Source organism: Sinobaca sp. TMA16-18 (assembly GCF_059510535.1).
Genome location: NZ_JCAKFM010000001.1, coordinates 517,679 through 542,683, shown reverse-complemented (window position 1 = coordinate 542,683; position 25,005 = coordinate 517,679). Strand labels below are relative to the sequence as shown.

Annotated in this window: 25 protein-coding genes, 1 tRNA gene and 1 other annotated feature; of the genes, 25 read left to right on the top strand and 1 reads right to left on the bottom strand. The window is 44.5% G+C overall.

All coding sequences use genetic code 11. The features are described from left to right. Window positions 1-10: 10 nt before the first annotated feature. The 3 genes from AC5W14_RS02810 to uvrC all read left to right on the top strand — a co-directional run bounded on the left by AC5W14_RS02810 (window position 11) and on the right by uvrC (window position 3,375). Window positions 11-985, top strand: a complete 975-nt coding sequence (locus tag AC5W14_RS02810) for an electron transfer flavoprotein subunit alpha/FixB family protein (RefSeq protein ID WP_496193638.1) — start codon at window positions 11-13, stop codon at window positions 983-985. Between the two features lie 163 nt (window positions 986-1,148). Beyond that, window positions 1,149-1,463 (top strand): thioredoxin, encoded by a 315-nt coding sequence (trxA, locus tag AC5W14_RS02805; RefSeq protein ID WP_120192569.1) that lies wholly within the window; start codon window positions 1,149-1,151, stop codon window positions 1,461-1,463. A 184-nt stretch (window positions 1,464-1,647) separates the two neighbouring features. Continuing rightward, the gene (gene uvrC, locus AC5W14_RS02800) at window positions 1,648-3,375 is read left to right on the top strand and encodes an excinuclease ABC subunit UvrC (protein WP_496193689.1); all 1,728 of its coding nucleotides are present in this window, start codon (window positions 1,648-1,650) and stop codon (window positions 3,373-3,375) included. A 49-nt stretch (window positions 3,376-3,424) separates the two neighbouring features. Here uvrC and AC5W14_RS02795 read toward each other — a convergent pair whose 3' ends face one another. Then, complete coding sequence (locus AC5W14_RS02795) at window positions 3,425-3,805, bottom strand: DUF2507 domain-containing protein (protein ID WP_496059128.1); 381 nt, start codon at window positions 3,803-3,805, stop codon at window positions 3,425-3,427. Between the two features lie 109 nt (window positions 3,806-3,914). On the opposite strand from AC5W14_RS02795, the gene AC5W14_RS02790 reads away from it, so the two are divergent. From AC5W14_RS02790 to leuD, 22 genes are all read left to right on the top strand, one after another. Continuing rightward, window positions 3,915-5,267 (top strand): TrkH family potassium uptake protein, encoded by a 1,353-nt coding sequence (locus AC5W14_RS02790; protein ID WP_496059129.1) that lies wholly within the window; start codon window positions 3,915-3,917, stop codon window positions 5,265-5,267. 262 nt (window positions 5,268-5,529) lie between these two features. After that, complete coding sequence (locus AC5W14_RS02785) at window positions 5,530-5,676, top strand: hypothetical protein (RefSeq protein ID WP_496059130.1); 147 nt, start codon at window positions 5,530-5,532, stop codon at window positions 5,674-5,676. Then, window positions 5,669-6,277, top strand: coding sequence for a succinate dehydrogenase cytochrome b558 subunit (locus AC5W14_RS02780; RefSeq protein ID WP_496059131.1), 609 nt, complete (start codon window positions 5,669-5,671; stop codon window positions 6,275-6,277). Before AC5W14_RS02785 ends, AC5W14_RS02780 begins: the two co-directional genes overlap by 8 nt. Window positions 6,278-6,315: 38 nt before the next feature. Then, entirely contained in the window at window positions 6,316-8,094 is a 1,779-nt protein-coding gene (gene sdhA / locus AC5W14_RS02775; protein ID WP_496059132.1) for a succinate dehydrogenase flavoprotein subunit, read from the top strand. Then, window positions 8,094-8,861, top strand: a complete 768-nt coding sequence (gene sdhB / locus AC5W14_RS02770) for a succinate dehydrogenase iron-sulfur subunit (protein ID WP_496059133.1) — start codon at window positions 8,094-8,096, stop codon at window positions 8,859-8,861. Before sdhA ends, sdhB begins: the two co-directional genes overlap by 1 nt. A gap of 88 nt (window positions 8,862-8,949) precedes the next feature. Beyond that, a complete protein-coding gene (locus tag AC5W14_RS02765) occupies window positions 8,950-9,402 on the top strand; it encodes an acyl-CoA thioesterase (protein ID WP_496193637.1) in 453 nt (150 codons plus the stop codon). Window positions 9,403-9,744: 342 nt separating this feature from the next. Further along, complete coding sequence (locus tag AC5W14_RS02760) at window positions 9,745-10,008, top strand: phosphocarrier protein HPr (RefSeq protein ID WP_120192561.1); 264 nt, start codon at window positions 9,745-9,747, stop codon at window positions 10,006-10,008. Beyond that, window positions 10,008-11,735, top strand: a complete 1,728-nt coding sequence (gene ptsP, locus AC5W14_RS02755) for a phosphoenolpyruvate--protein phosphotransferase (protein ID WP_496193636.1) — start codon at window positions 10,008-10,010, stop codon at window positions 11,733-11,735. The genes AC5W14_RS02760 and ptsP overlap by 1 nt, the downstream gene beginning before the upstream one ends. 152 nt (window positions 11,736-11,887) lie before the next feature. Beyond that, window positions 11,888-12,355, top strand: coding sequence for a MarR family winged helix-turn-helix transcriptional regulator (locus AC5W14_RS02750; protein ID WP_496193635.1), 468 nt, complete (start codon window positions 11,888-11,890; stop codon window positions 12,353-12,355). 35 nt (window positions 12,356-12,390) lie between these two features. Further along, on the top strand, window positions 12,391-13,206 hold the full coding sequence (racE, locus tag AC5W14_RS02745; protein WP_496193634.1) for a glutamate racemase: 816 nt from the start codon (window positions 12,391-12,393) through the stop codon (window positions 13,204-13,206). 23 nt (window positions 13,207-13,229) lie between these two features. After that, on the top strand, window positions 13,230-13,988 hold the full coding sequence (rph, locus tag AC5W14_RS02740; protein WP_496059138.1) for a ribonuclease PH: 759 nt from the start codon (window positions 13,230-13,232) through the stop codon (window positions 13,986-13,988). A gap of 1 nt (window position 13,989) precedes the next feature. After that, entirely contained in the window at window positions 13,990-14,583 is a 594-nt protein-coding gene (locus tag AC5W14_RS02735) for an XTP/dITP diphosphatase (RefSeq protein ID WP_496059139.1), read from the top strand. 13 nt (window positions 14,584-14,596) lie between these two features. Continuing rightward, window positions 14,597-15,112, top strand: a complete 516-nt coding sequence (locus tag AC5W14_RS02730; RefSeq protein WP_496059140.1) for a metallophosphoesterase family protein — start codon at window positions 14,597-14,599, stop codon at window positions 15,110-15,112. A 162-nt stretch (window positions 15,113-15,274) separates the two neighbouring features. After that, window positions 15,275-15,351, top strand: a tRNA-Arg gene (locus tag AC5W14_RS02725). A gap of 322 nt (window positions 15,352-15,673) precedes the next feature. Then, window positions 15,674-16,573, top strand: coding sequence for a branched-chain-amino-acid transaminase (gene ilvE, locus AC5W14_RS02720; protein ID WP_496193633.1), 900 nt, complete (start codon window positions 15,674-15,676; stop codon window positions 16,571-16,573). 11 nt (window positions 16,574-16,584) lie between these two features. After that, window positions 16,585-16,843, top strand: a binding site (T-box leader). A 151-nt stretch (window positions 16,844-16,994) separates the two neighbouring features. Further along, on the top strand, window positions 16,995-18,665 hold the full coding sequence (gene ilvB / locus AC5W14_RS02715) for an acetolactate synthase large subunit (RefSeq protein WP_496059648.1): 1,671 nt from the start codon (window positions 16,995-16,997) through the stop codon (window positions 18,663-18,665). Beyond that, a complete protein-coding gene (gene ilvN / locus AC5W14_RS02710; protein ID WP_120192553.1) occupies window positions 18,662-19,183 on the top strand; it encodes an acetolactate synthase small subunit in 522 nt (173 codons plus the stop codon). Before ilvB ends, ilvN begins: the two co-directional genes overlap by 4 nt. 34 nt (window positions 19,184-19,217) lie before the next feature. Next, on the top strand, window positions 19,218-20,240 hold the full coding sequence (gene ilvC, locus AC5W14_RS02705) for a ketol-acid reductoisomerase (protein WP_496059142.1): 1,023 nt from the start codon (window positions 19,218-19,220) through the stop codon (window positions 20,238-20,240). After that, complete coding sequence (locus tag AC5W14_RS02700; protein ID WP_496193632.1) at window positions 20,227-21,774, top strand: 2-isopropylmalate synthase; 1,548 nt, start codon at window positions 20,227-20,229, stop codon at window positions 21,772-21,774. Before ilvC ends, AC5W14_RS02700 begins: the two co-directional genes overlap by 14 nt. Before the next feature lie 28 nt (window positions 21,775-21,802). After that, window positions 21,803-22,885 (top strand): 3-isopropylmalate dehydrogenase, encoded by a 1,083-nt coding sequence (gene leuB / locus AC5W14_RS02695; protein ID WP_496193631.1) that lies wholly within the window; start codon window positions 21,803-21,805, stop codon window positions 22,883-22,885. 23 nt (window positions 22,886-22,908) lie between these two features. After that, the gene (leuC, locus tag AC5W14_RS02690) at window positions 22,909-24,324 is read left to right on the top strand and encodes a 3-isopropylmalate dehydratase large subunit (RefSeq protein WP_496193630.1); all 1,416 of its coding nucleotides are present in this window, start codon (window positions 22,909-22,911) and stop codon (window positions 24,322-24,324) included. Between the two features lie 16 nt (window positions 24,325-24,340). Continuing rightward, window positions 24,341-24,928 carry a 3-isopropylmalate dehydratase small subunit gene (gene leuD, locus AC5W14_RS02685; protein WP_496059146.1) on the top strand — a complete coding sequence of 196 codons (588 nt, stop codon included), beginning with the start codon at window positions 24,341-24,343 and terminating at the stop codon, window positions 24,926-24,928. The last annotated feature ends 77 nt before the right edge of the window (window positions 24,929-25,005 follow it).

The window sequence follows — 25,005 nt, the reverse complement described above, 5'->3', positions numbered from 1 at the left end:
AGAGATCATAATGGGCAGAAAAATTCTTGTTTTGGGAGAAGCAAAAGAAAATGAATTAAGAAATGTAACGTTTGAAGCGATCGCAGCAGGACGAAAGGCAGCAGACGGCGGCGAAGTAGTTGGTGTATTATTTGGTGAAGGAGCTGCCTCTCATGCAGAAAAAATGATTCAGCATGGAGCTGACCGCGTGATCGTGTCGGAAATGGATGAATTAAAGCAGTACACGACAGACGCCTACATGCAGGCAATGGAGCAGGTATGTGAAGAAGAGCAGGCGGAAGGACTCGTTATCGGCCATACGTCCAGCGGTAAAGACTTGGCGCCGAGACTTTCCAGAAAGCTGAGCTCGGGGCTTATTACGGACTGCGTGGATATAGAAGGCGAAGGAGCAGAAGCTCACTTTATTCGTCCAGTCTATTCCGGTAAAGCATTTGAAAAGCTGACGGTAGACGAGGGATTTTTATTTATCACGATTCGTCCCAATAATATTCCGGCATTGGAGGCTGACAGCAGCAGAAACGGAAGTATAGATACGAAAACATTTACGATTACTAATCTGCGTACCATTATCAAAGAAGTAGTGAAAAAGAGCACGGGCGGTATTGATTTAGCGGAAGCTAATATCATTGTAGCCGGTGGAAGAGGCGTGAAAAGTGCAGAAGGCTTTAAGCCGCTGGAAGAGCTGGCAGACGTTCTCGGCGCAGCTATTGGTGCCTCCCGCGGGGCGTGTGACGCAGATTACTGCGACTATGCGCTGCAAATCGGACAAACAGGTAAGGTGGTTACGCCGGACCTTTATATTGCAGCAGGTATCAGTGGAGCCATTCAGCATTTAGCGGGCATGTCCAATTCCAAAGTAATTGTAGCTATCAATAAAGACCCTGAAGCGCCGATATTTGAAGTAGCAGACTATGGTATTGTCGGCGATTTGTTTGATATCATTCCTGCCCTCACAGAAGAATTTAAAAAAGTTACTGCCTCTTAAAAAAAGCCTGCCGGCCCCGGCAGGCTTTTTCGTGAGCCGGCTGTGCGTTTAGACAAATAAGAAGCGGATAAATAATATACAGGCAATCTATTAGCCACAATTTATACACAATGCTATAATATGCATTAGCTTAATAAAGCTACTTTAAAGGAGGACCACACAAATGGCAATTGTAACAGCTACTGATCAAAACTTCTCAACAGAAACGTCTGAAGGCGTTGTATTGGCGGACTTCTGGGCTACTTGGTGCGGACCATGTAAAATGATCGCTCCAGTACTCGAGGAAATCGATACAGAAATGGGCGACAAGATAAAGATCGCAAAATTAGATGTTGATGAAAATCAGGAAACAGCCGGTAAGTACGGCGTAATGAGCATTCCTACTCTTCTTGTTTTTAAAGACGGCGAAGTAGTAGACCAGGTTGTAGGCTTTCAGCCGAAAGAACAACTTGTTGAATTATTAAATAAACACATCTAATATATAGGAAAAAGCCGCTGAAGGAATATCAGCGGCTTTTTCCTATATATAAGGAAGGATTCTTTGCACACAAACATACTTTCGCTTTATACTACGAGAGAAGAATGAAGTGAAGAGGTGTTACGGATTGAATACAATAAAAGAAAAGTTAACCGTGCTTCCGGACCAGCCGGGCTGCTACTTAATGAAAAATAAGCACGACACTGTTATATATGTAGGAAAAGCAAAAGTATTAAAAAACAGGGTACGGTCGTATTTCACAGGCTCCCATGATGGGAAAACCCAGCGCCTCGTCGGGGAAATCGTGGATTTTGAATACATTATTACTTCATCCAACCTCGAGGCGTTAATTCTGGAAATGAATCTAATCAAAAAATACGAGCCAAAATACAATGTGCTGCTAAAAGACGATAAGTCATATCCTTATATCAAAATCACAAAAGAAGAACACCCTCGTTTAATTACAACGAGAAAAATAAAAAAAGACGGGGCTAAGTATTTTGGGCCATATCCGAATGCCGGGGCAGCCAACGAAACAAAAAAACTTCTCGACAGACTTTATCCTATGAGGAAATGCCGAACGATGCCGGACAGAGTCTGTCTTTACTATCATATAGGGCAGTGTCTGGCTCCGTGCGAGTTTGAAGTCTCTAAAGAAACCAACCAGAAAATGGTGCAGGATATTGCGAAGTTTTTGAACAACGGCCATCAGCTGGTAAAAGAAGACCTGCGTGCAAAAATGCATACGGCTTCTGATGAGTTGAATTTTGAAAGAGCCAAAGAGCTCCGTGATCAGATTCATCATATTGACTCGGTAATGGAAAAACAAAAAATGAACATTAACGATACAGTAAATCGCGATATTTTTGCTTATTCTGTGGAAAAAGGCTGGATGTGCGTACAGGTTTTCTTTATCAGAAGCGGTAAGATGATTGAACGCGATGTATCGGTCTTTCCTTATTACCAGGAACCGGAGGAGGATTTTCTGACGTTTCTGGGACAGTTTTATCTTCGGGAAGATCATCTGAAGCCTAAAGAAGTATTCATTCCAATGGGTATCAACCAGGAAATGGCCGCCCAGCTGCTGGAGATAAAAATAATACAGCCTGCCAGAGGAAAGAAGAAAGAGCTGGTAGAGCTGGCCGAACGCAATGCAGCCCACGCTTTAAAGGAGCGCTTCTCCCTTATTGAGCGGGATGAAGCAAGGACGGTAAAAGCGGTGGAAGAGCTGGCGGAAGCTATGCAGATTGATATGCCGCACCGGATAGAATCCTTTGATAACTCCAACATACAAGGAACTGACCCAGTTGCTGCGATGGTAACGTTTATGGACGGGAAGCCTTTTAAGAAAGATTACCGTAAATATAAAGTGAGAAGCGTTACTGGACCGGATGATTACGCCTCCATGAAAGAAGTTATACGCCGGAGGTATACAAGACTGCTGAAAGAAGGCCAGGCACTCCCGGACTTGATTCTGGTGGATGGCGGCAAAGGCCAGCTGAGTGCTGCATTAAGCGTCATAGAAGATGAACTTGGCATGAATGTACCGGTAGCGGGTATGGCGAAGAACGATAAACACAATACGTCCGAACTCATTATGGGAGATCCTCCTGTAGTCGTGCCGTTAAAACGAAACAGCTCTTCTTTTTACCTTCTCCAGCGCATTCAGGACGAAGTGCACCGCTTTGCGATAACGTTTCACCGGCAGACGAGAGGGAAAACGATGTTTTCTTCTGTACTGGATGATATTCCAGGGGTGGGAGAAAAACGCAAGCGGGCCCTTTTAAAGCATTTTGGTTCCATGAAAAACATGAAAGCGGCAACGGTGGATGACTTTAGAGCCATAGCTATTCCGGACAGTGTCTCAAGAGAACTGCTGAAACGGCTTCATGAGGCACCGGCTCCCAAATAAATAAAAGGAACTGCTGCATGTTTGTCTGCGGCAGTTCCTTTTTATTGTGTTACTCTTTATCCCAGCGGACAGAAAAGGTGTAGTCTTCTTTTTTCTCATTCAGGTACGTTTCCGCCGCTGTTTGTTTAAGCGTGGATAACTGCTCAGCGAGAAATCCTGCTTCCAGGAGAAAGGAATATGTATCATGGGTTGGCTTGAGCTTTAACTGCAGTTCGCGTTTTTTTTCGTTAATAATCTGCAGGTCTCCCCAATAAGCTTTGTTAAAAAATTCCAAAATTTCTTCTACTGAAGCGCAGGGGTATTTCCGTGCAAGGGACTTACCGGCCCAGTATAATATTTCAGGCTCATCATGCCCAAGTAGTTCCGGCAGAAGCGTTTCTCTGAGAAGGGCGTAGCCAAATGAAGGGGACGTGCTGTTAGTGTCTGACATAAAAGCCTCCTTTTCTGTCTTTATTATACAGGCTTCCTGCTGAAATCTCTATAGATTATAAAAAGCATAAATGATATACTGATGTCCGAAATCCAGCGGAGGTTGAGGCATGAAAAAATTTACGAACGCATTTATGACGCCTTTTAGAATGATTATTTTTTCATATATTGTATCCATGCTTCTATTCAGCGTTCTGCTGTGGCTTCCTGTTTCCCATAAGCCCGGCATCGAGGTTGGTTATCTGGATTCACTATTTACTTCCGTTTCGGCAGTAAGCGTAACCGGGCTGACCGTTATTAATGTTTCTGAAACGCTGAGCTATACGGGGGTTTTTTTCCTGGCGCTGGCCATGCAGGTAGGAGGCATTGGTATTATGTCCCTGGGCACATTTGTGTGGTTGCTTCTGGGCAGAAAAATTAATTTATCTCAACGGCTTCTTATTATGGTCGATCAGAATCAATACCAGTTTTCCGGTATGGTAAAGTTAATGAGAAACATACTCCTCCTGGCGCTGGCTATTGAAGCGGTGGGGGCTCTTATTCTTGGTACTTATTATATACAATATTTCGACTCGGTCGGCCAGGCTTATTACCAGGGAGCGTTTGGTGCTTTAACTGCATTTACAAACGCGGGATTTGATGTGACCGGCCAATCGCTGATTCCGTTTGCGGATGATTATTACGTCCAGCTGATTGTTGTGCTGCTTATCTTTGCAGGAGCGATTGGATTTCCTGTATTAATGGAGATCAGGGAATATTTTTCTTCCAACAGCAAGGACTTTCGTTTCAGCCTGTTCACAAAGGTAACAGTAACGACTTATTTTCTTGTTTTTGCCATAGGTGTGATCGGTATTCTGCTGCTGGAAGCGAACGTTTACTATCAGGGAATGGCCTGGCATCAGCAGGTGTCATCGGCGATCTTTCATTCAGCCAGTGCCCGGAGTGCGGGGCTGTCCACGATGGATGTGTCGGCCTACTCGCTGCCTACGCTGTTGTTTGTATCTTCCTTAATGATTATTGGAGCAAGCCCGTCAAGCGTGGGCGGCGGTTTGAGAACCACAACGCTGGCTGTCATGTTTTTAACGATCCGCAGCTTTGCGCTGGGGAAGGAAGAAGTAAAAGTGTTCGGCCGGCAGATTCACCCGGAAGATAAACAAAAAGCGTTCATCGTTCTGTCATTTTTTCTTGTTGGTGTATTTGCGGCAGTCCTATGTATTAGTGCGCTGGAACAGAACAATACGAACGTGGAGCTCATTGATATTATCTTCGAAGTGAGTTCCGCATTCGGAACATGCGGCTTAACAACAGGCATTACAGATGATTTATCAAGGCCGAGCCAGCTCGTGCTGATGGTATTAATGTTTGTCGGCCGGGTGGGGATTTTAGCCTTCCTGCTGTCGGTAAAAAGAAAAGAAACGAAGTCTTATTATAAATATCCAACAGAACGTATTATTATTGGTTAATAAAAACAAAAACAGCCTCTTTTCCCTAAAAAATCCGTTTAGGGAAGGAGGTTTTTGTATATTTTGTTTATAAAGGCATGTATCCGTTTTCTTGACTCACTGGAAAAGTGGGAGTACAATAAATGTGTTGAAGTACAATGCGCGCTGTGATTACGAAAAACGTAAATAATGGATAAATTATTATCTATCCTGCACCGCTTTCGTTTTTCTAAATGGCAACGAACTTGAAAATGACCGTTTTGTTTTTGTTCCATTACATAAGGTGACAACCAAACAGCTTTGTACATGGGCTGTTTTATTTTGTGGGGCATTTTCTATTCGGTTTGAAAGGGATGGTGAAAAAGCAGAAGGTGCATCAAGAATCACCAACAAAAATGGAATAATTTTAGGAGGATATTTGCATGGCTGAAAACCGTGAATTTTTTAACCGCAGACTTCATTCTTTACTTGGAGTCATTCCCATTGGGATATTTCTAATCCAGCACTTTATCGTAAACCATTTTGCTACCCGGGGGGCCGAGGCGTTTAACCAGGCCGCTCATTTTATGGAACAGCTTCCATTCCGCTATTTTTTAGAAATATTTATTATCTTTCTTCCCATTCTGTTTCATGCTATCTACGGTCTGTTTATCGTATTCCAGGGGAAGGCAAACACAAGACGCTTTGGATACTACCGTAACTGGATGTTTCTGCTTCAGCGCATTACCGGTGTGTTTCTGCTTATCTTTATCACCTGGCACGTATGGGAAACCAGAATTGCTGCAATGTTTGGTCAGACAGTAGATTATGATATGATGGCATCAATACTAAGTAACCCGTTCATGCTTGTTTTCTATATTCTTGGGGTCGTAGCAGCTACGTTCCACTTTTCTAATGGTTTATGGTCGTTTATGGTTACCTGGGGCATTACCGTGACACCACGCTCCCAGCAGATCTCCACTTATGCAACAATTGGACTGTTCGTTGTATTAACCATCATTGGACTAAGATCCATTTTTGCATTTGTATAAGTCCTTAGACTGTCAATTAATTAAGGAGAGGGTCAATTATGAGTAATGGCAAAATCATCGTAGTCGGTGGAGGCCTGGCCGGCCTGATGGCAACAATTAAATCAGCAGAAGCAGGCATTCAAGTAGATTTATTTTCCATTGTTCCCGTAAAAAGATCGCACTCTGTTTGTGCACAGGGCGGAATCAACGGCGCTGTTAACACAAAAGGAGAAGGCGATTCCACATGGGAGCACTTTGACGATACAGTATACGGCGGCGACTTCCTTGCCAACCAGCCTCCCGTTAAAGCAATGACGGAAGCAGCTCCGGGAATCATCCACTTGATGGACCGTATGGGCGTTATGTTTAACCGGACAGCAGAAGGGCTGCTTGACTTTAGAAGATTCGGCGGCACGCAGTACCACCGCACAGCATTTGCAGGAGCAACGACGGGACAGCAGCTTTTGTACGCGCTTGACGAGCAGGTAAGACGCTATGAAGCAGCTGGACTTGTTAATAAATACGAGGGCTGGGAATTTCTTTCTGCGGTTCTTGATGATGAAGGCGCCTGTAGAGGGGTAACCGTACAGAATCTGAGCTCCCACGATGTGGAGACGTTCCGTGGAGATGCGGTTATCATGGCTACCGGCGGACCGGGAATTATGTTCGGAAAGTCTACGAACTCTATGATTAACACAGGCTATGCAGCAGCAGCTCTTTATGAGCAGGGCGTCTATTACGCCAATGGGGAGTTTATTCAAATTCACCCTACAGCTATTCCCGGTGATGACAAGCTCCGTTTAATGAGTGAGTCTGCCCGCGGAGAAGGCGGACGTGTATGGACTTATAAAGATGGCAAACCATGGTATTTCCTTGAAGAAAAATACCCGGCGTACGGAAATCTCGTACCACGTGACATTGCTACCCGTGAAATTTTTGACGTCTGCGTGGAGCAGAAGCTCGGCATTAACGGCGAAAACATGGTATACCTTGACTTATCCCATAAAGATCCAAAAGAACTCGATGTTAAGCTTGGCGGCATTATGGAAATCTACGAAAAGTTTATGGGTGATGACCCCCGTAAAGTACCAATGAAGATTTTCCCTGCTGTTCATTATTCCATGGGCGGCATGTGGGTCGACTATGACCAGATGACCAATATCCCAGGCCTGTTCGCTGCCGGCGAATGTGATTATTCCCAGCACGGCGGAAACCGCTTAGGAGCTAATTCGCTGCTGTCCGCTATTTACGGCGGGATGGTTGCAGGTCCTAAAGCAGTGGAATATATGAACGGACTGGAGAAATCTGCTGAAGACATGAGCAGTGAAATCTTTGACCGTTCCAAGCAGAAAGAAGTAGATGAGTTTGAGAAAATTATGAACATGGATGGCAAAGAAAATGCCTATGTGATTCATAAAGAGCTTGGCGAATGGATGACGGACAATGTAACCGTTGTACGTGATAACGAAAAGCTTCTCAAAACAGACGAAAAAATTCAGGAACTTCTGGACCGCTGGGAAAACATTAATATTAATGATACGTCCAGATGGAGCAACCAGGCAGCATCTTTCACACGTCAGTTAAAAGGAATGCTGAACCTGTCCAGAGTTGTTACGATGGGGGCCTATCATAGAAATGAAAGCCGCGGCGCTCATTATAAGCCGGAATTCCCGGATCGTAATGACGAAGAGTTTTTGAAAACAACGAAAGCGAAATACAACCCTGCGAAAAAGGGACCTGAATTTGAATATGAGGAAGTCGATGTATCTCTTATTAAGCCTCGTAAACGCGACTATTCCCAGAAAAAAGCAGGTAAAAAGGAAGGGGCCGGAAGTTAATGAGTGAAAAGACCGAAAACAAAGTAATCCGGTTTGTTGTGACTAGACAAGAAGGACCGGATGAACCTTCATATAAGCAGGAATTTGAAATTCCCTACCGCCAGAACATGAATGTTATTTCGGCACTTATGGAAATCCGTCGAAACCCGGTAGATGCCCAGGGCAATCCAACGTCTGCTGTTATCTGGGACATGAACTGCCTGGAGGAAGTCTGCGGAGCCTGTTCAATGGTAATCAACGGCAAGCCGCGTCAGTCCTGTACAGCGCTTGTTGATCAGCTGGAACAGCCGATTCGTCTGGAGCCAATGAAAACATTTCCTGTAGTACGTGATCTTCATATTGACCGTTCAAGAATGTTTGACTCGCTTAAAAAGGTAAAAGCATGGATTCCGATTGACGGAACATACGACCTTGGACCAGGACCTAGAATGGCAGAGAATAAGCGTCAGTGGGCCTATGAGCTCTCCAAGTGTATGACTTGCGGTGTCTGTCTTGAAGCCTGCCCGAACGTGAATGACAATTCCGACTTTATCGGACCGGCTGCTCTTTCCCAGGTGAGATTGTTTAACGCCCACCCAACGGGAGAAATGAATAAAGAAGAACGTTTAAAGGAACTAATGGGAGATGGAGGCATTTCAAGCTGCAGTAACTCGCAGAACTGTGTGCAATCATGCCCGAAAGGTATTCCTCTTACGACTTCCATTGCCGCGCTGAACAGAGACACAAACATTCAGTCGTTTAAAAGCTTTTTCGGCAGTGATAAATAATGTTTGAAATTCGGCCGGTGCAGGTATAACCTGCACCGGCTTTTCTTATACTAAACAGAACAGCTGTGTACAGAAAAGGAGCATATATATGGGTACCCCTTCTTATATTGAAGATTGGACAAAATGGGAGAAAGACTTCTCCTTCTATAATGAAACAACAGTGAGGTTTTCCGAAACAGATGCGTTTGGGCATCTAAACAATACCAATGCATTTGTCTACTTTGAAAACGTTCGGCTGGCATTTTTTAAAAAGGTCGGATTAATGCAGCAGTGGCTCGCACCGGATTCAGAAAAAATGATTGTCGTAGCGGATATGCACTGTGATTATATAAAACAGGTTTACTTTGATGAAGCACTGGAAGTATATATGAAGATAGCGCGGATCGGTAACAGCTCCGCAGATGTGCATTACCTGGTAAAGAACACGGACGGGGAGAAATGCTTAACCGGACGCGGAGCCGTCGTTCAAATATCCAAAGAAACGGGCTCATCTCTTCCATGGAGTGAGGAAGATAAAGAACGAATGAACAGCCTTCAGTGAACGAAACTGCTATTTCATTTGTTTTGCAACAAGTTGCTTGTCTATAGAAATGACAAGTGTTAAAATAGTCGTTGGATAAATATTCGCTCACTATGCCGGCAGATAAACGTGTGACTAATTAGATCAGGCATGAGTAGGGAAAAGCTGATAGATACTTTTGTATTATCTGCAGAATACAGAGGGGTTTTCAGCTGTATATACTCATGCTTTTTTTAATCACTGGATGTTTGGCTGCCGGCATTTCATGGACAAACTATTTATCTTTTACTTGACCATTACGGTCAATACTTAGTATGTTTATGAAAGCGATATAAATGAAAGTAAAGAAAAGGGGAATTTGACATGAAAGAAAAAACATTCAATATTACGAACGATACTGGGATCCACGCACGCCCTGCTACACAACTGGTAAATAAAGCGGGCCAATTTTCCTCTGATATTACACTAGAGTATAACGGCAAGTCCGTAAACCTAAAGTCTATTATGGGAGTTATGTCTCTTGGAGTAGGCAAAGGTGCAGAAGTAACAATCAAAGCTGACGGATCTGACGAAGACGAAGCAATGAATGCTATTGAAGAAGTAGTAAAGGAAGGGCTTGGGGAGTAATGCCACAGAGCCTGACAGGAATTGCCGCTTCTAAAGGCATCGCAATGGCACCGGCTTTCATTTTGGAACAGCCTGATATGGATATTCAAAAAAAGACCGTGTCCGACGTTGAAGAGGAAACAGCCCGCTATAAGAAAGCAGTAGCGACTGCGAAAGAAGAACTTACGGTAATTAAAGATAAAACGCTTAAAGAAATGGGCGAAGATAAAGCAGAGATTTTTTCTGCCCATCTGCTTGTTTTAGAAGATCCTGAATTGCTTGATGCCGTCGAAGCAAAAATCAAAGAAGGCATTAACGCGGAATTTGCAATGAAAGAAGTATCTGATATGTACGTTTCCATGTTCGAAAGCATGGATAATGAGTACATGAAAGAGCGTGCTGCAGATATTAAAGACGTATCAAAGCGTGTGCTTCTTCATCTGCTGGGACTGGAAAATACAAACCTTGCTGAAATCAATGAAGAAACAGTAGTCATTGCGGAAGACTTAACTCCTTCTGATACAGCACAGCTTAACTTAGCCTATATTAAAGGATTTGCCACAGATATCGGAGGCAGGACTTCCCATTCTGCTATTATGGCAAGATCAATGGAAGTGGCTGCTGTTGTTGGGACAAAAGAAGCTACCGCCTCTATTAAAACCGGCGACTTTGTCATTATTGATGGGTTGGAAGGCGCTGTCCTTGTTAATCCTGATGAAAAAACAATCTCTGAGTATAAAGAGAAAAAAGAAGCTTTTGCCCGCCAAAAAGAAGAATGGGCAAAGCTTGTTAATGAAACCTCTGTTACAAAAGATGATCATCATGTAGAACTTGCTGCCAATATCGGTACGCCTCAGGATATGGAAGGGGTGCTGGCCAACGGAGCAGAAGGCATCGGCCTCTACCGTACAGAATTTCTTTATATGGGACGTAATGAACTGCCTACGGAAGAAGAGCAGTTTGATGCGTATAAGACTGTTCTGGAAAAAATGGACGGCAAACGCGTAGTTATCCGCACGCTTGATATCGGAGGAGACAAAGAGCTTCCATATCTGGATCTGCCTAAAGAAATGAATCCATTTCTAGGTTTCCGTGCCATCCGTCTTTGTCTTGAAAAAACAGACATGTTCAAAACGCAGCTGAGAGCTCTACTCCGTGCAAGTGCCTACGGGCAGCTTAGTATTATGTTTCCTATGGTAGCTGCTATTGAAGAGGTCAGACAGGCTAAAGCTCTTCTTCAGGAAGTGAAAGAAGAACTGACGGCTTCCGGTACAGAAGTAAGTGATGCGATTGAAGTCGGCATTATGGTGGAAATTCCATCTACTGCCGCAGCGGCGGAAATCTTTGCCAAAGAAGTAGATTTCTTCAGCATCGGTACTAACGATTTGATTCAGTATACGATGGCTGCAGACCGAATGAGCGAAAAAGTGGCTCACTTATACCAGCCATATCATCCGGCTATACTAAGACTTGTCAAAAATGTTATTGATGCTGCTCATAAAGAAGGCAAATGGGCCGGCATGTGTGGAGAAATGGCTGGAGAAGCGACAGCTGTTCCGCTATTGCTCGGTCTTGGACTGGACGAATTCAGTATGAGTGCGACATCTGTCCTGCCTGCAAGAAGCCAGATCCGTCAGCTTTCCAAGAAAGATACAGAATCATTAGTAGAAGAAGCGATGACGTTGTCTACTTCTGAAGAAATTGCTGAGCTGGTTCAAAAGCGTGGATTTATTACAGAAAAGATGTAATGAAAAGCTGCCTCTTCCCGGGGGCAGCTTTTTTTGTATGTGAAAAGCAGAGGAGGGGAATCATCCACTCGATTTTGTTTCATACGACTTGCAATAAAGAGCGAAACAAGCGAAAATATACAGAGACCCGAAAGGAAGGGAGGAAAACAGTGGTGAATCGACAGCAAGTGTCTCAAATAGAAAAGTCGCTTCGGCATGTTTCCTATATCGTAAAGCAGAAGGGAAGAGAAATTCTAAACGAGTTTCCTATTACCCCACCGCAGTTTGTTGCTTTACAATGGCTGCAGGAAGAGGGAGATATGACGATCGGCGAACTTTCCCAGCGTATGTATCTGGCCTGCAGCACTACAACGGATTTGATCGACCGGATGGAAAAAAATGAGCTCGTAGAACGTGTGAAAGATGAAAAAGACCGCCGCGTCGTACGAATTCATCTTTTAGAAAAAGGAACAGTCATCATTAAAGATGTTATTAATGAACGGCAGATATATTTAGAAGGCGTTTTATCAGAAATGTCAGCGGAAGAAGTGAGCTCTATTGAACAAGGTATGGCAGCTCTGCAGGAAAAAATGAACCAGTTGAAAGATACAACAGAAAATGAAACAGCCGATACAAAATAGATAAGCATACCTTTAATAGAAAACGAGGGAAAAGCGTGGAAAGACCGATAGGAGTCATTGATTCGGGGCTGGGAGGCCTCACAGTAGCAAAAGAAATTTCAAGACAGCTTCCAAAGGAGAGGATGGTATACATAGGGGATACCGCCAGATGCCCATATGGACCACGTCCTGTTGAAGAAGTCAGGGCATTTACGTGGGAAATGATCGACCGCCTGCTTGAAGAAGACATAAAAATGCTTATTATTGCCTGTAATACAGCCACTGCAGTCGTACTGGAGGAAGTGAAAGAATCGCTTTCCATTCCAGTGATTGGAGTTGTCCAGCCAGGGGCTATTACAGCATTAAAAGTAACCGAAAATAATCATGTAGCAGTTATCGGTACAGCAGGTACAATCGCAAGCGGGGCTTATATCGAAGCGCTGCATACGATTAATGCCAACGTAAAGGTGGACAGTCTTTCCTGTCCCCCGTTCGTCCCATTAGTGGAAAATGGCTTTACGGAAAAAAAAGAAGCTGTTGCAGTCATAACGAATACGCTTCAGCCGCTCTTATCTTCTTCTTTTGACACGATGATTCTTGGATGCACCCACTACCCTCTGCTGCAGGAACTGATTCAGGAAGTAGTAGGAGAACATATTTCGCTGATCAGCTCAGGGGATGAAACGGCCCGAGAAGTCAGCACCATCCTTCATTACAATAACGATTTAGCGATGGAAGAAGCACTTGAAGAAAATATATACTACACTACAGGTCCGGCGGAATCGTTTAAAGATATGGCAGAAGAATGGCTGCAAAATAATGAACTGGCCGTGTATTCAATACAATTAAGCAAAACAAGCGCACAAAAATAGAGAGCAGCAAAAGGGGAAAGAGTATGTACCGTATTGACCAGAGACAAGAAAATGAATTAAGACCCGTAACGATAGAAACAGATTATTTGATGCATCCGGAAGGTTCAGTGCTGATTACAGTCGGTGACACAAAAGTGATTTGTACGGCAAGTATCGAAGACAGGGTTCCTCCTTTTCTAAGAAATTCAGGCAAAGGCTGGATTGCTGCAGAGTATTCGATGCTTCCAAGAGCGACAGCAAAAAGAAACATCAGAGAAGCAGCAAAAGGGAAGTTGACCGGCAGAACGATGGAAATCCAGCGTTTGATCGGAAGGTCGCTCCGCTCTGTTGTCGATTTAAGTGTACTGGGCGAACGGACTATCTGGATAGACTGTGATGTCATTCAGGCAGACGGGGGCACAAGAACCGCTTCCATAACGGGTGCCTATGTAGCGATGGTGATGGCGCTGCAGGGTCATGTAAAGAAAAAGAAAATCAAGTCTCTGCCAATAACAAACTACCTCTGTGCCGTATCGATTGGCATTGATAAAGAAGAGCAGGCTCTGCTGGATCTTTGCTACGAAGAAGATGCAGCGGCTTTAGTAGATATGAATGTTGTCATGACTGGAGATCAGAAGCTTGTCGAACTGCAGGGGACCGGAGAAGAAGCAACGTATTCCAGAACACAGCTGAATACGATGCTTGATCTTGCTGAAAAGGGTGCGGAAGAACTTTTTGTTGTCCAGGCAGAAGCACTAAAGGGCATCCTGCCTTTCCAAAAAGAAGAAACAAAGGAAGTATAAAATGAATACACTTATTATTGCTACGAAAAATAAAGGGAAAATTGCTGAATTTAATAATATGCTGCAGGACCGATGGAAAGTAAAATCTCTTCTGGATTATGACACAGCGGATATCCCTGAAAATGGAATAACGTTTGAAGAAAATGCCTCGGCAAAAGCAGAGGCAGTTGCTTCCATGTTCGGCTGTATGGCAGCAGCGGACGATTCGGGTTTGGAAGTGGATATTCTTAATCAGGAGCCGGGCGTATATTCCGCCCGGTATGCAGGTCCGCAGAAAAGCGATGAGGATAATATAAATAAACTGCTTCAGGAGCTGAGCGGCGTGCCGGAGGAAAAACGAACAGCTCGTTTTGTCTGTGTCATCGCAGTGGCGGTTCCAGGAAAAGAAACAGTAACGTTTAGAGGGACGTGTGAAGGCGTTATTCATTCCGTAAAAGAGGGCGGCAATGGATTTGGTTACGACCCTGTATTTTTCCTCCCGTCCTATAACAAAACGATGGCCGAGTTATCCGGCATCGAAAAAAACAAAATCAGTCACCGCGGCAAGGCAGTAAGGCTTGCAGTAGATTATATTTCCAACACAATGAATGAATAAAGGCGGGTACGAAATGAAAGCATTAATCGTAAGTGACACACACGGCAGCAAAAAAGAGCTGCAGCGGGTATTGAAACGGCACAAACAGGAAGTCCACGCCATTATTCACTGTGGAGACTCCGAACTGACCAGGGATGACAATATTCTCTCAGACATTCATATTGTTGAAGGGAACGTGGATATGCCCGGTCAATTTCCTACGGAAGTGGCAGTAGAAGTAGATGGCATTACCATATATGCTGCACATGGGCATCTGCTGAACGTAAAAAGCGACATCGGGCCTATAGCGAGAGAAGCAGAAAAAAAGGGGGCCAGCCTGGTCTGCAGCGGCCACAGTCATATCGCAGCTGTTGAAGTGTATCAGAACCGTCTGTTTGTTAATCCAGGCAGTTTGTTAATGCCGAGAACGAGGATGGAAAAAACATATGCAGTAGTAGAATTTTCCACACCAGCGGAAGCAGACGTCCGATTTTATGAAGAACATTCCGGAAAAGAAGTAGAAGAGCTGTCCGGGCATTTTTTTCTTTAAGAAAGAAATGCCGGCACTTCGCTGTGTTCAAATGCTTCTGCAGAGGGGCTGCGCTGGTCAAATTAGTTAAATGGTGCCAAAGTTTCTCAGCAAATCGCATTGACTTTATCGTGAAGATATATTAATATAAATCTTGTCGTAAAAAACGGCAGAACATAAGATGTCTCAGTAGCTCAGCAGGATAGAGCAACGCCCTTCTAAGGCGTCGGTCGCAGGTTCGAATCCTGCCTGGGACACCAATACAACCATTCCAAAACAGCATCTATGCAGATGCTGTTTTTTTGTATGTAAATAGAAAAAAACGGCAGAATCGATACCGGGGTGCTTAGATGTTTCTGTTAAAAAGAAAAGTAATATGAATCGTCAAAATATTTCCGGAAAACGGTTGACCCTTTGGGCTAATCGGAGTAATATGGATTTCAACGCACTGTTTGTATACAGGGGAAATACATTTGGCTTTTCCGTGCGTACAAACACAGGATAGAACCGTCTAAGATGTAACTTGAAAGCAAAGTCCTGATGGTTCCTTATATTCAGTTCAAACATCAGGAGTGGTTAAAGATGAAAGATCAGTGGATTTATTTAAGCGGTGAATTTGTAAGAAAAGAAGATGCCAAAATTTCTGTCTATGACCATGGGTTTCTTTACGGTGACGGTGTATTTGAAGGCATCAGGGTTTATAGTGGAAATGTATACAAACTTGAGGAACATCTAACAAGACTGTATAATTCGGCTAAATCCATTATGCTCACCATCCCTCATTCTTCAGAAGAAATGACGGAGATTATTTTGGAAACCCTTCGGAAAAACGACCTTCAGGATGCGTATATAAGACTCGTAGTATCCAGAGGAGTCGGAAACTTAGGGCTTGATCCTGCATCATGTTCTTCTCCGCAGATTATAGCTATTGCCGAAGAACTCGCTATTTATCCTAAAGAGTTTTATGAAAACGGGCTTGATATTGTAACAGTTGCTACCCGGAGAAACAGCCCGGATGTGCTGAGTCCGAAAGTGAAATCGCTCAATTATTTAAATAATATACTCGTTAAAATAGAAGCAGGACTTGCCGGAGTAAGCGAAGCTCTTATGCTTAACAGCGAAGGGTATGTAGCTGAAGGCTCTGCCGATAATATTTTTATTATTAGAAATAACGTCCTTTATACGCCTCCAGGATACATTGGCGCGTTAGAAGGAATCACCAGAGCAGCAATTATGGAATTATCTGAAGAATTAGGTTATACTCTTAAAGAAGAACCTTTTACGAGGCATGATGTGTATACAGCAGATGAGGTATTCCTCACTGGAACAGCTGCAGAAGTTATCGCAGTGGTGAAAGTGGACGGCCGGATAATCGGTGATGGAACACCGGGTCATCACACAAAAATGCTGTTGGAAGGCTTCCGACAAAAAGTAGTACAAGACGGAGTGAAAATATACTCTGCCAATGAAGTGAAAGCTTAATAACTCTATATAGAAATGCGTTGAGAAGGACAACTAGTTGTCAGACCGACTTACTACAGAGAACCGTTGAACGCTGAGAAACGGTGTAACCGCTGATAATGAACTCCCCTTTGAGCGCCTGGATGAACGTTTATACTATTAATCCAGGCCGTGTGAAGCACACACTTCACATGTTATCAAATGAATGATCCGTAAGGATCATCGCTGAGGCGGTAAAGATTTACCGCAAAATAAGGGTGGTACCGTGAAAAGAATCTTTTCGCCCCTTTAGCCTATATAACTATAGGCTGATTGGAGTGGAGAGATTTTTTTGTGTATAAAAATACCGGGTGAGAAAGCGATAGGCTAATAAGGAGGGCTAGCAGTGAATACAAAAGTTAAAGAAGAAGACGGTCGTGAATTGAAAGTCGAGAATCAGCAGATGTCAGGGTCCAGCATGCTGATTCAAGCATTAGCAAGAGAAAAAGTAGATGTGATTTTCGGATATCCCGGCGGAGCTATTCTTCCGACGTACGACGAGATCTACCGGACGGGTATCAGACATATTCTTGCCAGACATGAGCAGGGGGCCATTCACGCTGCCGAAGGGTACGCAAGAGTGTCCGGCAAGCCCGGCGTATGCGTCGTTACTTCCGGACCGGGAGCAACAAACGTCATTACCGGTATTGCAGATGCCATGATTGATTCGCTTCCGCTTGTTGTTATTACAGGTCAGGTGGCAACATCGGTTATTGGTACCGATGCTTTTCAAGAGGCAGATATTATCGGAGTAACCATGCCGATTACGAAACACAATTTCCAGGTAAGAAATGTTGATGACCTTCCAAATATTATTAAAGAATCTTTTCACATTGCTACCTCCGGCCGCCCGGGTCCTGTACTAATCGATCTTCCAAAAGATGTTTCCATAGCGATTGGTGAGTTTAACTACGACGAACCGCTTGATCTTCCAGGCTATCAGCCGACAAGAATTCCAAACAGGCTGCAAATTCGGAAGTTAGCTGAAGCGGTAGCGCAGGCTAAAAAGCCGGTCATTTTGACAGGAGCTGGTATCCTTCATGCCGGCGGTTCGGAAGAAGTGCTTGAATTCGCAGAGAATCAGCAGATACCAGTAGCGAGTACGCTGCTTGGACTGGGAGCGTTCCCTGGCGATCATGAACAATTTCTCGGGATGGGCGGTATGCATGGCACGTACTCAGCCAATATGGCGCTTCATGAAGCTGACCTGTTAATCAACATTGGTGCCAGGTTCGACGACAGGCTTACCGGCAGGCTCGATGCCTTTGCCCCATACGCGACGATCGCTCACATTGATATCGATCCTGCTGAAATCGGAAAAAACGTGGAAACGCATATTCCTATTGTAGGAGATGCGAAAGAAGCGATGCGTATGCTTAATCAAGAAGCCAAGACCAACTGTGAATGCGGTGAGTGGAAAGAAACGATTAAAGAATGGAAAGCGGAATATCCGCTCTGGTACAAAGAAGACAATGAACTGTTAAAGCCGCAGCGGCTGATTGAAATGATTTATGAAGAAACGAATGGCGATGCCATTATTACAACAGACGTAGGACAGCACCAGATGTGGTCTGCACAGTTCTATAAATTCCCTAAGCCAAATCAGTGGGTCACTTCCGGAGGTCTCGGTACGATGGGATTTGGTTTCCCGGCAGCTATCGGAGCCCAGTTTGCGGAACCAGATAAAACGGTCGTTGCCGTAGTTGGGGATGCCGGTTTTCAAATGACCGCTCAGGAGCTTTCTATCCTGCAGGAATTAAATCTTCCTGTAAAGATTATCATTGTTAACAACGCGTCTCTTGGAATGGTGAGACAGTGGCAGCAGCTTTTCTACGAAGAGCGCTACTCCAACTCTCTTTTCCCTATTCAGCCGGATTTTGTCAAGCTGGCGGATGCCTACAATGTGAAGGGATGGAAAATTGAAGATCCCGCTGAAATGCAGGATATTTTAAAAGAAGCTATCGCCTACGACGGTCCGGTTCTGCTGGACTGCAGAGTCCATAAAGTAGAAAACGTGTATCCGATGATTGCTCCAGGAAAAGGCCACCACGAAATGGAGGGAATCAAGCCATGAGAAAAACAATCGTTGCTACCGTAAACAATACATCTGGAGTAATGAACCGAATTACGGGACTGTTTGCCCGGCGTAATTTCAACATTGAAAGTATTACTGTCGGAATGACAGAAAATCCAAGGGTATCCCGGATGACTTTTGTTATGAATGTGGACGATCAGCGGGGCCTCGACCAGGTTATTAAACAACTTAATAAGCAGGTCGATGTGCTGAAAGTAAGAGATCTTACCGATGAAGCGATTGTTGCCAGAGAGCTTGCCTTAATCAAGGTACTCTCTCCGCCGCAGCAGCGTGGAGAATTAACAGATCTTATTCAGCCGTTCCGCGCCTCGATTATTGATGTGAGCCGCGAAAGCATAACCATTCAGGTTACCGGCGATAACGACAAGGTAGAAGCACTAATTGATTTAGTGAAACCTTATGGAATTAAAGAATTAGCAAGAACCGGGATTACCGCCTTTAAGCGAGATACAAAAAAAGGCGTTATAGATAGTCCAAAGTATTCTGTTATCAACTAAAAAAATTGCAAACACTAAAGGAGAGAATGTAAAAATGGCTAAAGTATTTTATAACGGGGATGTAAATGAAGGGGTACTTCAGAATAAGACAGTAGCAGTAGTAGGATATGGTTCACAAGGACATGCACACGCACAAAATCTTCGTGAGAGCGGTGTAGATGTCGTAATCGGCCTGCGCCAGGGAAAATCCTGGGATAAAGCGAAAGAAGACGGGTTTACTGTCCTTTCTGTAAAAGAAGCTTCCGAGAAAGCGGATGTTATCATGATCCTTCTTCCGGATGAATACCAGCCAACTATCTATAAAAATGAAATTGAACCACAGCTTAAAGAAGGCAAGGCGCTTGTATTCGCGCACGGTTTTAACATTCACTTTAACCAAATCGTTCCACCGTCAAACGTGGATGTGTTTATGGTAGCACCTAAAGGACCGGGCCACATTGTCCGCCGCACATACGAAGATGGAGCAGGCGTTCCTGCTTTAATCGCTGTGTATCAGGATGCAACAGGATCTGCAAAAGATACAGCACTTGCTTATGCAAAACAGATCGGTTCTGCAAGAGCAGGCGTTTTGGAAACAACGTTCCAGGAAGAAACAGAAACAGATTTATTCGGTGAACAGGCTGTTCTTTGCGGAGGAACTTCTGCATTGGTAAAAGCTGGTTTTGAAACACTTGTTGAAGCTGGATACCAGCCTGAGGTAGCTTACTTCGAATGCCTGCATGAGCTGAAGCTTATCGTTGACTTAATGTATGAAGGCGGTTTGGCCGGAATGCGTTACTCTATCTCTGATACAGCCCAGTGGGGAGATTTTCAGGCAGGGCCTCGTATCGTAACAGAAGATACAAAGCAGGCTATGCGTGACGTTCTTACCGATATTCAAACAGGCCGTTTCGCTAAAGGATGGATCCTTGAAAATCAGGCAAACCGTCCAGAATTTAATGCTACAAACGATAGAGAAAACAACCATTTGATTGAAGAAGTCGGCAAGGAACTCCGCGGTATGATGCCGTTTGTGAACAAACAATCTAAAGGAGTGGTGGGCAGTGCGAAAAATTAACGTCTTTGACACGACGCTGCGAGATGGAGAACAATCGCCGGGCGTGAACTTGAATTTTGAAGAAAAAATGCAGATAGCCACCCAGCTCGAAAGACTTGGTGTGGATATTATGGAAGCCGGTTTTCCCGGCGCTTCCGAAGGCGACTTCAAATCGGTTCAAGCCATTGCTAATACGATTAAAAACAGTTCAGTAACCGGACTCTCCAGATCCATCAAAAAAGAAATTGATACGTCGTGGGAAGCGTTAAAAGGAGGAGCGGAGCCAAGAATTCATTTATTCTTGGCGACCTCGACTATTCATATGGAGCATAAGCTCCGCATGAGCCCCCAGCAGGTAATAGACACTGCTGTAGATTCTGTTAAGTATGCAAAAGAACGATTTGCAAAAGTACAGTGGTCTGCAGAGGATGCCTGCCGCTCGGACATTCACTTTCTTGCAGAAATTATTGAACAGGTAATTGATGCTGGCGCAGAAGTAATTAACCTGCCGGATACGGTCGGCTATATTACGCCAAAAGAAATTCATGAAATGTTCAGCTATTTGAAAAAAACAGTGCCCAATATTGATAAAGCAAACCTTTCCGCCCATTGTCACGATGATCTTGGATTAGCTGTAGCTAACTCTCTTGCTGCCATTGAAGCCGGTGCAGACCAGGTGGAATGCACAATCAATGGTATCGGCGAGCGGGCCGGTAATGCTTCTTTAGAAGAAATTGCCGTGGCGCTGCGCATCCGCCAGGATTACTACAATGCAGAAACAGGATTGACGCTCAAAGAAATCAAGCGGACCAGTACGATTGTCAGCTCCTTAACCGGTATGGCAGTTCCAAACAACAAAGCAGTTGTAGGGGACAATGCCTTCGCCCACGAGGCGGGCATCCACCAGGACGGTGTCCTGAAGGAAAAAACAACGTATGAAATTATCACTCCTGAACTCGTTGGCGTCCATGCCAACCGGATGGTTCTGGGCAAACACTCAGGCCGCCATGCATTCAAAGAAAAAATCCGTGATCTTGGTTACAACACAAGTGAAGACGAGTTAAATAAAGTGTTTAAAGCATTCAAATCGTTAGCAGATAAGAAAAAAGAAATCACGGACGAAGATATTTTCGCCTTGATGACTGAAGAAAAAGCCGGCGAAGCAGTAAAGTATTATGAAGTCGAAACGCTTCAGGTGAACTATGGAACAAACAATATTCCAACGTCTACCGTCACAATGAAAATACCTGACGGCTCCATAGTGGAGGAAGCGGCTACCGGATCCGGAAGCGTCGAAGCGCTGTACAATACGCTTGAGCGTGTTATTGGCAAGAAGATTGATCTTAAAGACTACCGGATCCAGTCTATCACCGGAGGCAGGGACGCGTTGGCAGAGGTGTTTGTCCGTGTCGAATTCGATGGGGAAGAAACGACTGGAAGAGGTACAGCCAACGACGTTCTTGAAGCTTCTGCAAAAGCTTATATTAATGCAGTGAATAGAATTATGAATCGTTCAAGCCGGGATAAAACGAAAATGGAAACCATCCACGTTTAACGGCTGTCACTAAGGAGAGAGCCTGTTTATGAAAAAAAATATTACCGTACTCCCCGGCGACGGCATCGGCATGGAAGTCGTGCAGTCGGCTGTGGAAGTGCTTGAAACGATCGGAACGATGTATGATCATGATTTCGCCTTTTCCTATGCTGATATTGGAGGAAGCGCTATTGATAAGCACAGCGATCCGCTGCCTGCTTCCACTATTGAATCCTGCAAAGCAGGAGACGCGGTTCTTCTTGGAGCAGTAGGAGGACCAAAGTGGGATCATTTAAGCGGGGATATGCGTCCGGAAAAAGGCCTTCTCCGCATCCGTAAAGAGCTTGACCTGTTTGCGAATCTGCGGCCGGTTACCGGATTTGACAGCCTTTCAGATTCCTCCACCCTTCGTAAAGAAGTGATTACCGGAATAGATTTAATGATCGTACGCGAGCTTACAGGCGGTCTGTACTTTGGAGAACCGCGGGAACGCCGTGAAGAAAATGGGGAAACCATAGCGGTGGATACGTTAATTTACAGCCGTTCGGAGATAGAAAGAATAATCCGCAAAGGATTTGAGCTTGCTCAGGTCCGAAGCAGGCAATTAACTTCTGTTGATAAAGCGAATGTACTGGAAACAAGCAGACTCTGGAGAGAAATTGCAGAGGAAATCAGTGCAGACTATCCCGATGTTACGCTTGAGCATATGCTCGTGGATAACGCCGCGATGCAGCTGATCAGAGATCCACAGTATTTTGATGTGATTGTTACGGAAAATCTGTTTGGAGATATATTAAGCGATGAAGCTTCTATGCTTACGGGTTCTCTTGGAATGCTTCCTTCTGCCAGCCTGAGTGCAGAAGGACCGGGATTGTATGAGCCTGTTCACGGCTCTGCACCGGATATTGCAGGCCAGGGCAAAGCTAATCCGCTGGCGGCAATTTCGTCTGCTTCCATGATGCTTAAATATGCATTTGGAATGATAGATGAAGCCCAGGCAGTCGATAAAGCGATAGATCATGTACTCAATCAAGGCTTTCGTACTGGTGATATTGCCAGAGAAGGCGAAGTGGTAACTACGACTTCGGAAATGACGCAGAAAGTTATTGAAGCGCTGCGTTCTAAATTATAAAAAGATAGAGAGGGTGTAGTTCGATGCAGCCAAAAACGATAATAGAGAAAATTTGGGATAAGCACGCAGTGATGTCCGAAAAAGGTAAACCGAACCTTATGTTTATTGACTTGCACATGGTTCATGAAGTAACGTCACCCCAGGCTTTTGAAGGACTTCGTTTAGCTGGTCGAAAAGTACGCCGTCCTGATCTGACATTTGCTACAATGGATCATAATGTACCGACCCAGAATCGAATGTCCATTACAGATTCAATTGCTAAAAAGCAGATTGAAACACTGGCCAATAACTGCGAAGAGTTCGGTATTGATATTGCTGACCTAAACAGCCCGAACAACGGAATTGTTCATATCATCGGACCGCAGATGGGATTGACTCAGCCTGGGAAAACGATTGTATGCGGAGACAGCCATACGTCCACCCACGGAGCATTCGGTGCCCTTGCATTTGGAATTGGCACGAGCGAAGTTGAGCACGTGCTTGCCACCCAGACCATTTGGCAGTCCAAGCCAAAGACGATGGAAGTACGCGTGAACGGTCGATTAAACCCCGGCGCGACGGCAAAAGATATTATTTTAAGTATCATTGCAAAGCACGGAGTGGATTTTGGCACCGGACATGTTCTGGAATTTACCGGCGAAGCGATTCGCGGGTTAACGATGGAAGAGCGCATGACTATCTGCAATATGTCGATTGAAGCTGGTGCAAAAGCAGGCTTGATTAGTCCGGACCAGGTAACCATTGATTATTTAAAAGGCCGTGAAAAAGTGCCGTCCGGAGAGGCTTTTGAAAGGCTTGCCGAGGAATGGAGAGAAACTGCTTCCGACGAAGGGGCTGTGTATGATGCCACCGTGGAAATGAACAGTGAAGAAATTGAACCTATGGTGACATGGGGCACAAACCCTTCACAAGGTATTGGTATTCACAAGCAGATTCCAGATCCTGCCAAAGCCGAATCCGATCATGACCGCAGAGCCATTCAGCAGTCGCTTGATTATATGGATTTGAAGCCCGGTATGAAAATGACTGAAGTAGAAATACAGCACGTCTTTATTGGTTCCTGTACCAATGCAAGAATCAGCGATTTAAGAGCTGCTGCGAAAGTGGCGGAAGGCAGAAAAGTAGCGGACGGAGTCCGTGCTCTTGTTGTTCCCGGTTCTCAGGCTGTGAAGAAGCAGGCGGAATCAGAAGGATTGGATAAAGTATTCCTGGATGCCGGATTTGAATGGAGAGAGTCAGGATGCAGCATGTGTTTGAGCATGAATCCAGATTTTGTGCCGGAAGGAGAACGCTGTGCTTCCACGTCCAACCGTAACTTTGAAGGACGTCAGGGGAAAGGTGCCAGAACGCATCTGGTCAGCCCGGCGATGGCAGCCGCGGCAGCGGTAGCCGGCAGGTTCGTGGATATCCGTGACTTAAAAAAACCATCACTTCAATAAAGGAGGGAAAATAAAAATGGAACCAATTATTGTGCATGAGGGTAATACAGCTGTTCTGCCGCGTGTAAACGTCGATACAGACCAGATTATTCCAAAACAGTTTCTAAAAAGAGTAGAACGCACGGGATTTGGGCAGTTTTTGTTTTTTGACTGGCGGTTTTTATCCGATGGAACGCCGGATCCCTCTTTTGAATTGAATAAGCCCGAAGCAAAAGAAGCAAGTGTTCTGCTGGCAGACCACAACTTTGGCTGCGGTTCTTCAAGAGAACATGCACCTTGGGCTCTGCAGGATTATGGCTTTCGTGTTATTATTGCACCGAGCTTTGCAGATATTTTCTACAATAACTGTTTCAAAAATGGAATACTAACGATCAGGCTTCCTGAGAAACAGGTTTACGAACTAATGGAAAATGGGAAAGATGAATATTATAAACTCAAAGTAGATCTTGAGCATCAAACGATTCAAGACAGCAAAGGTTTTGAAGCTGGTTTTGAAATAGATCCATACTGGAAGGAAATGCTTCTTAAAGGCTGGGACGAAATCAGCCTGACACTTCAGTATGCAGATCAAATTGATGCTTATGAAAAACGAAGAGGGGTATAAGCGGCGGCCTACAAGGCCGTCTTCCTTTTTGTGTGTTGACTGCAGGGTGTTATGATTTTCAGGTAGTGACCGATAGA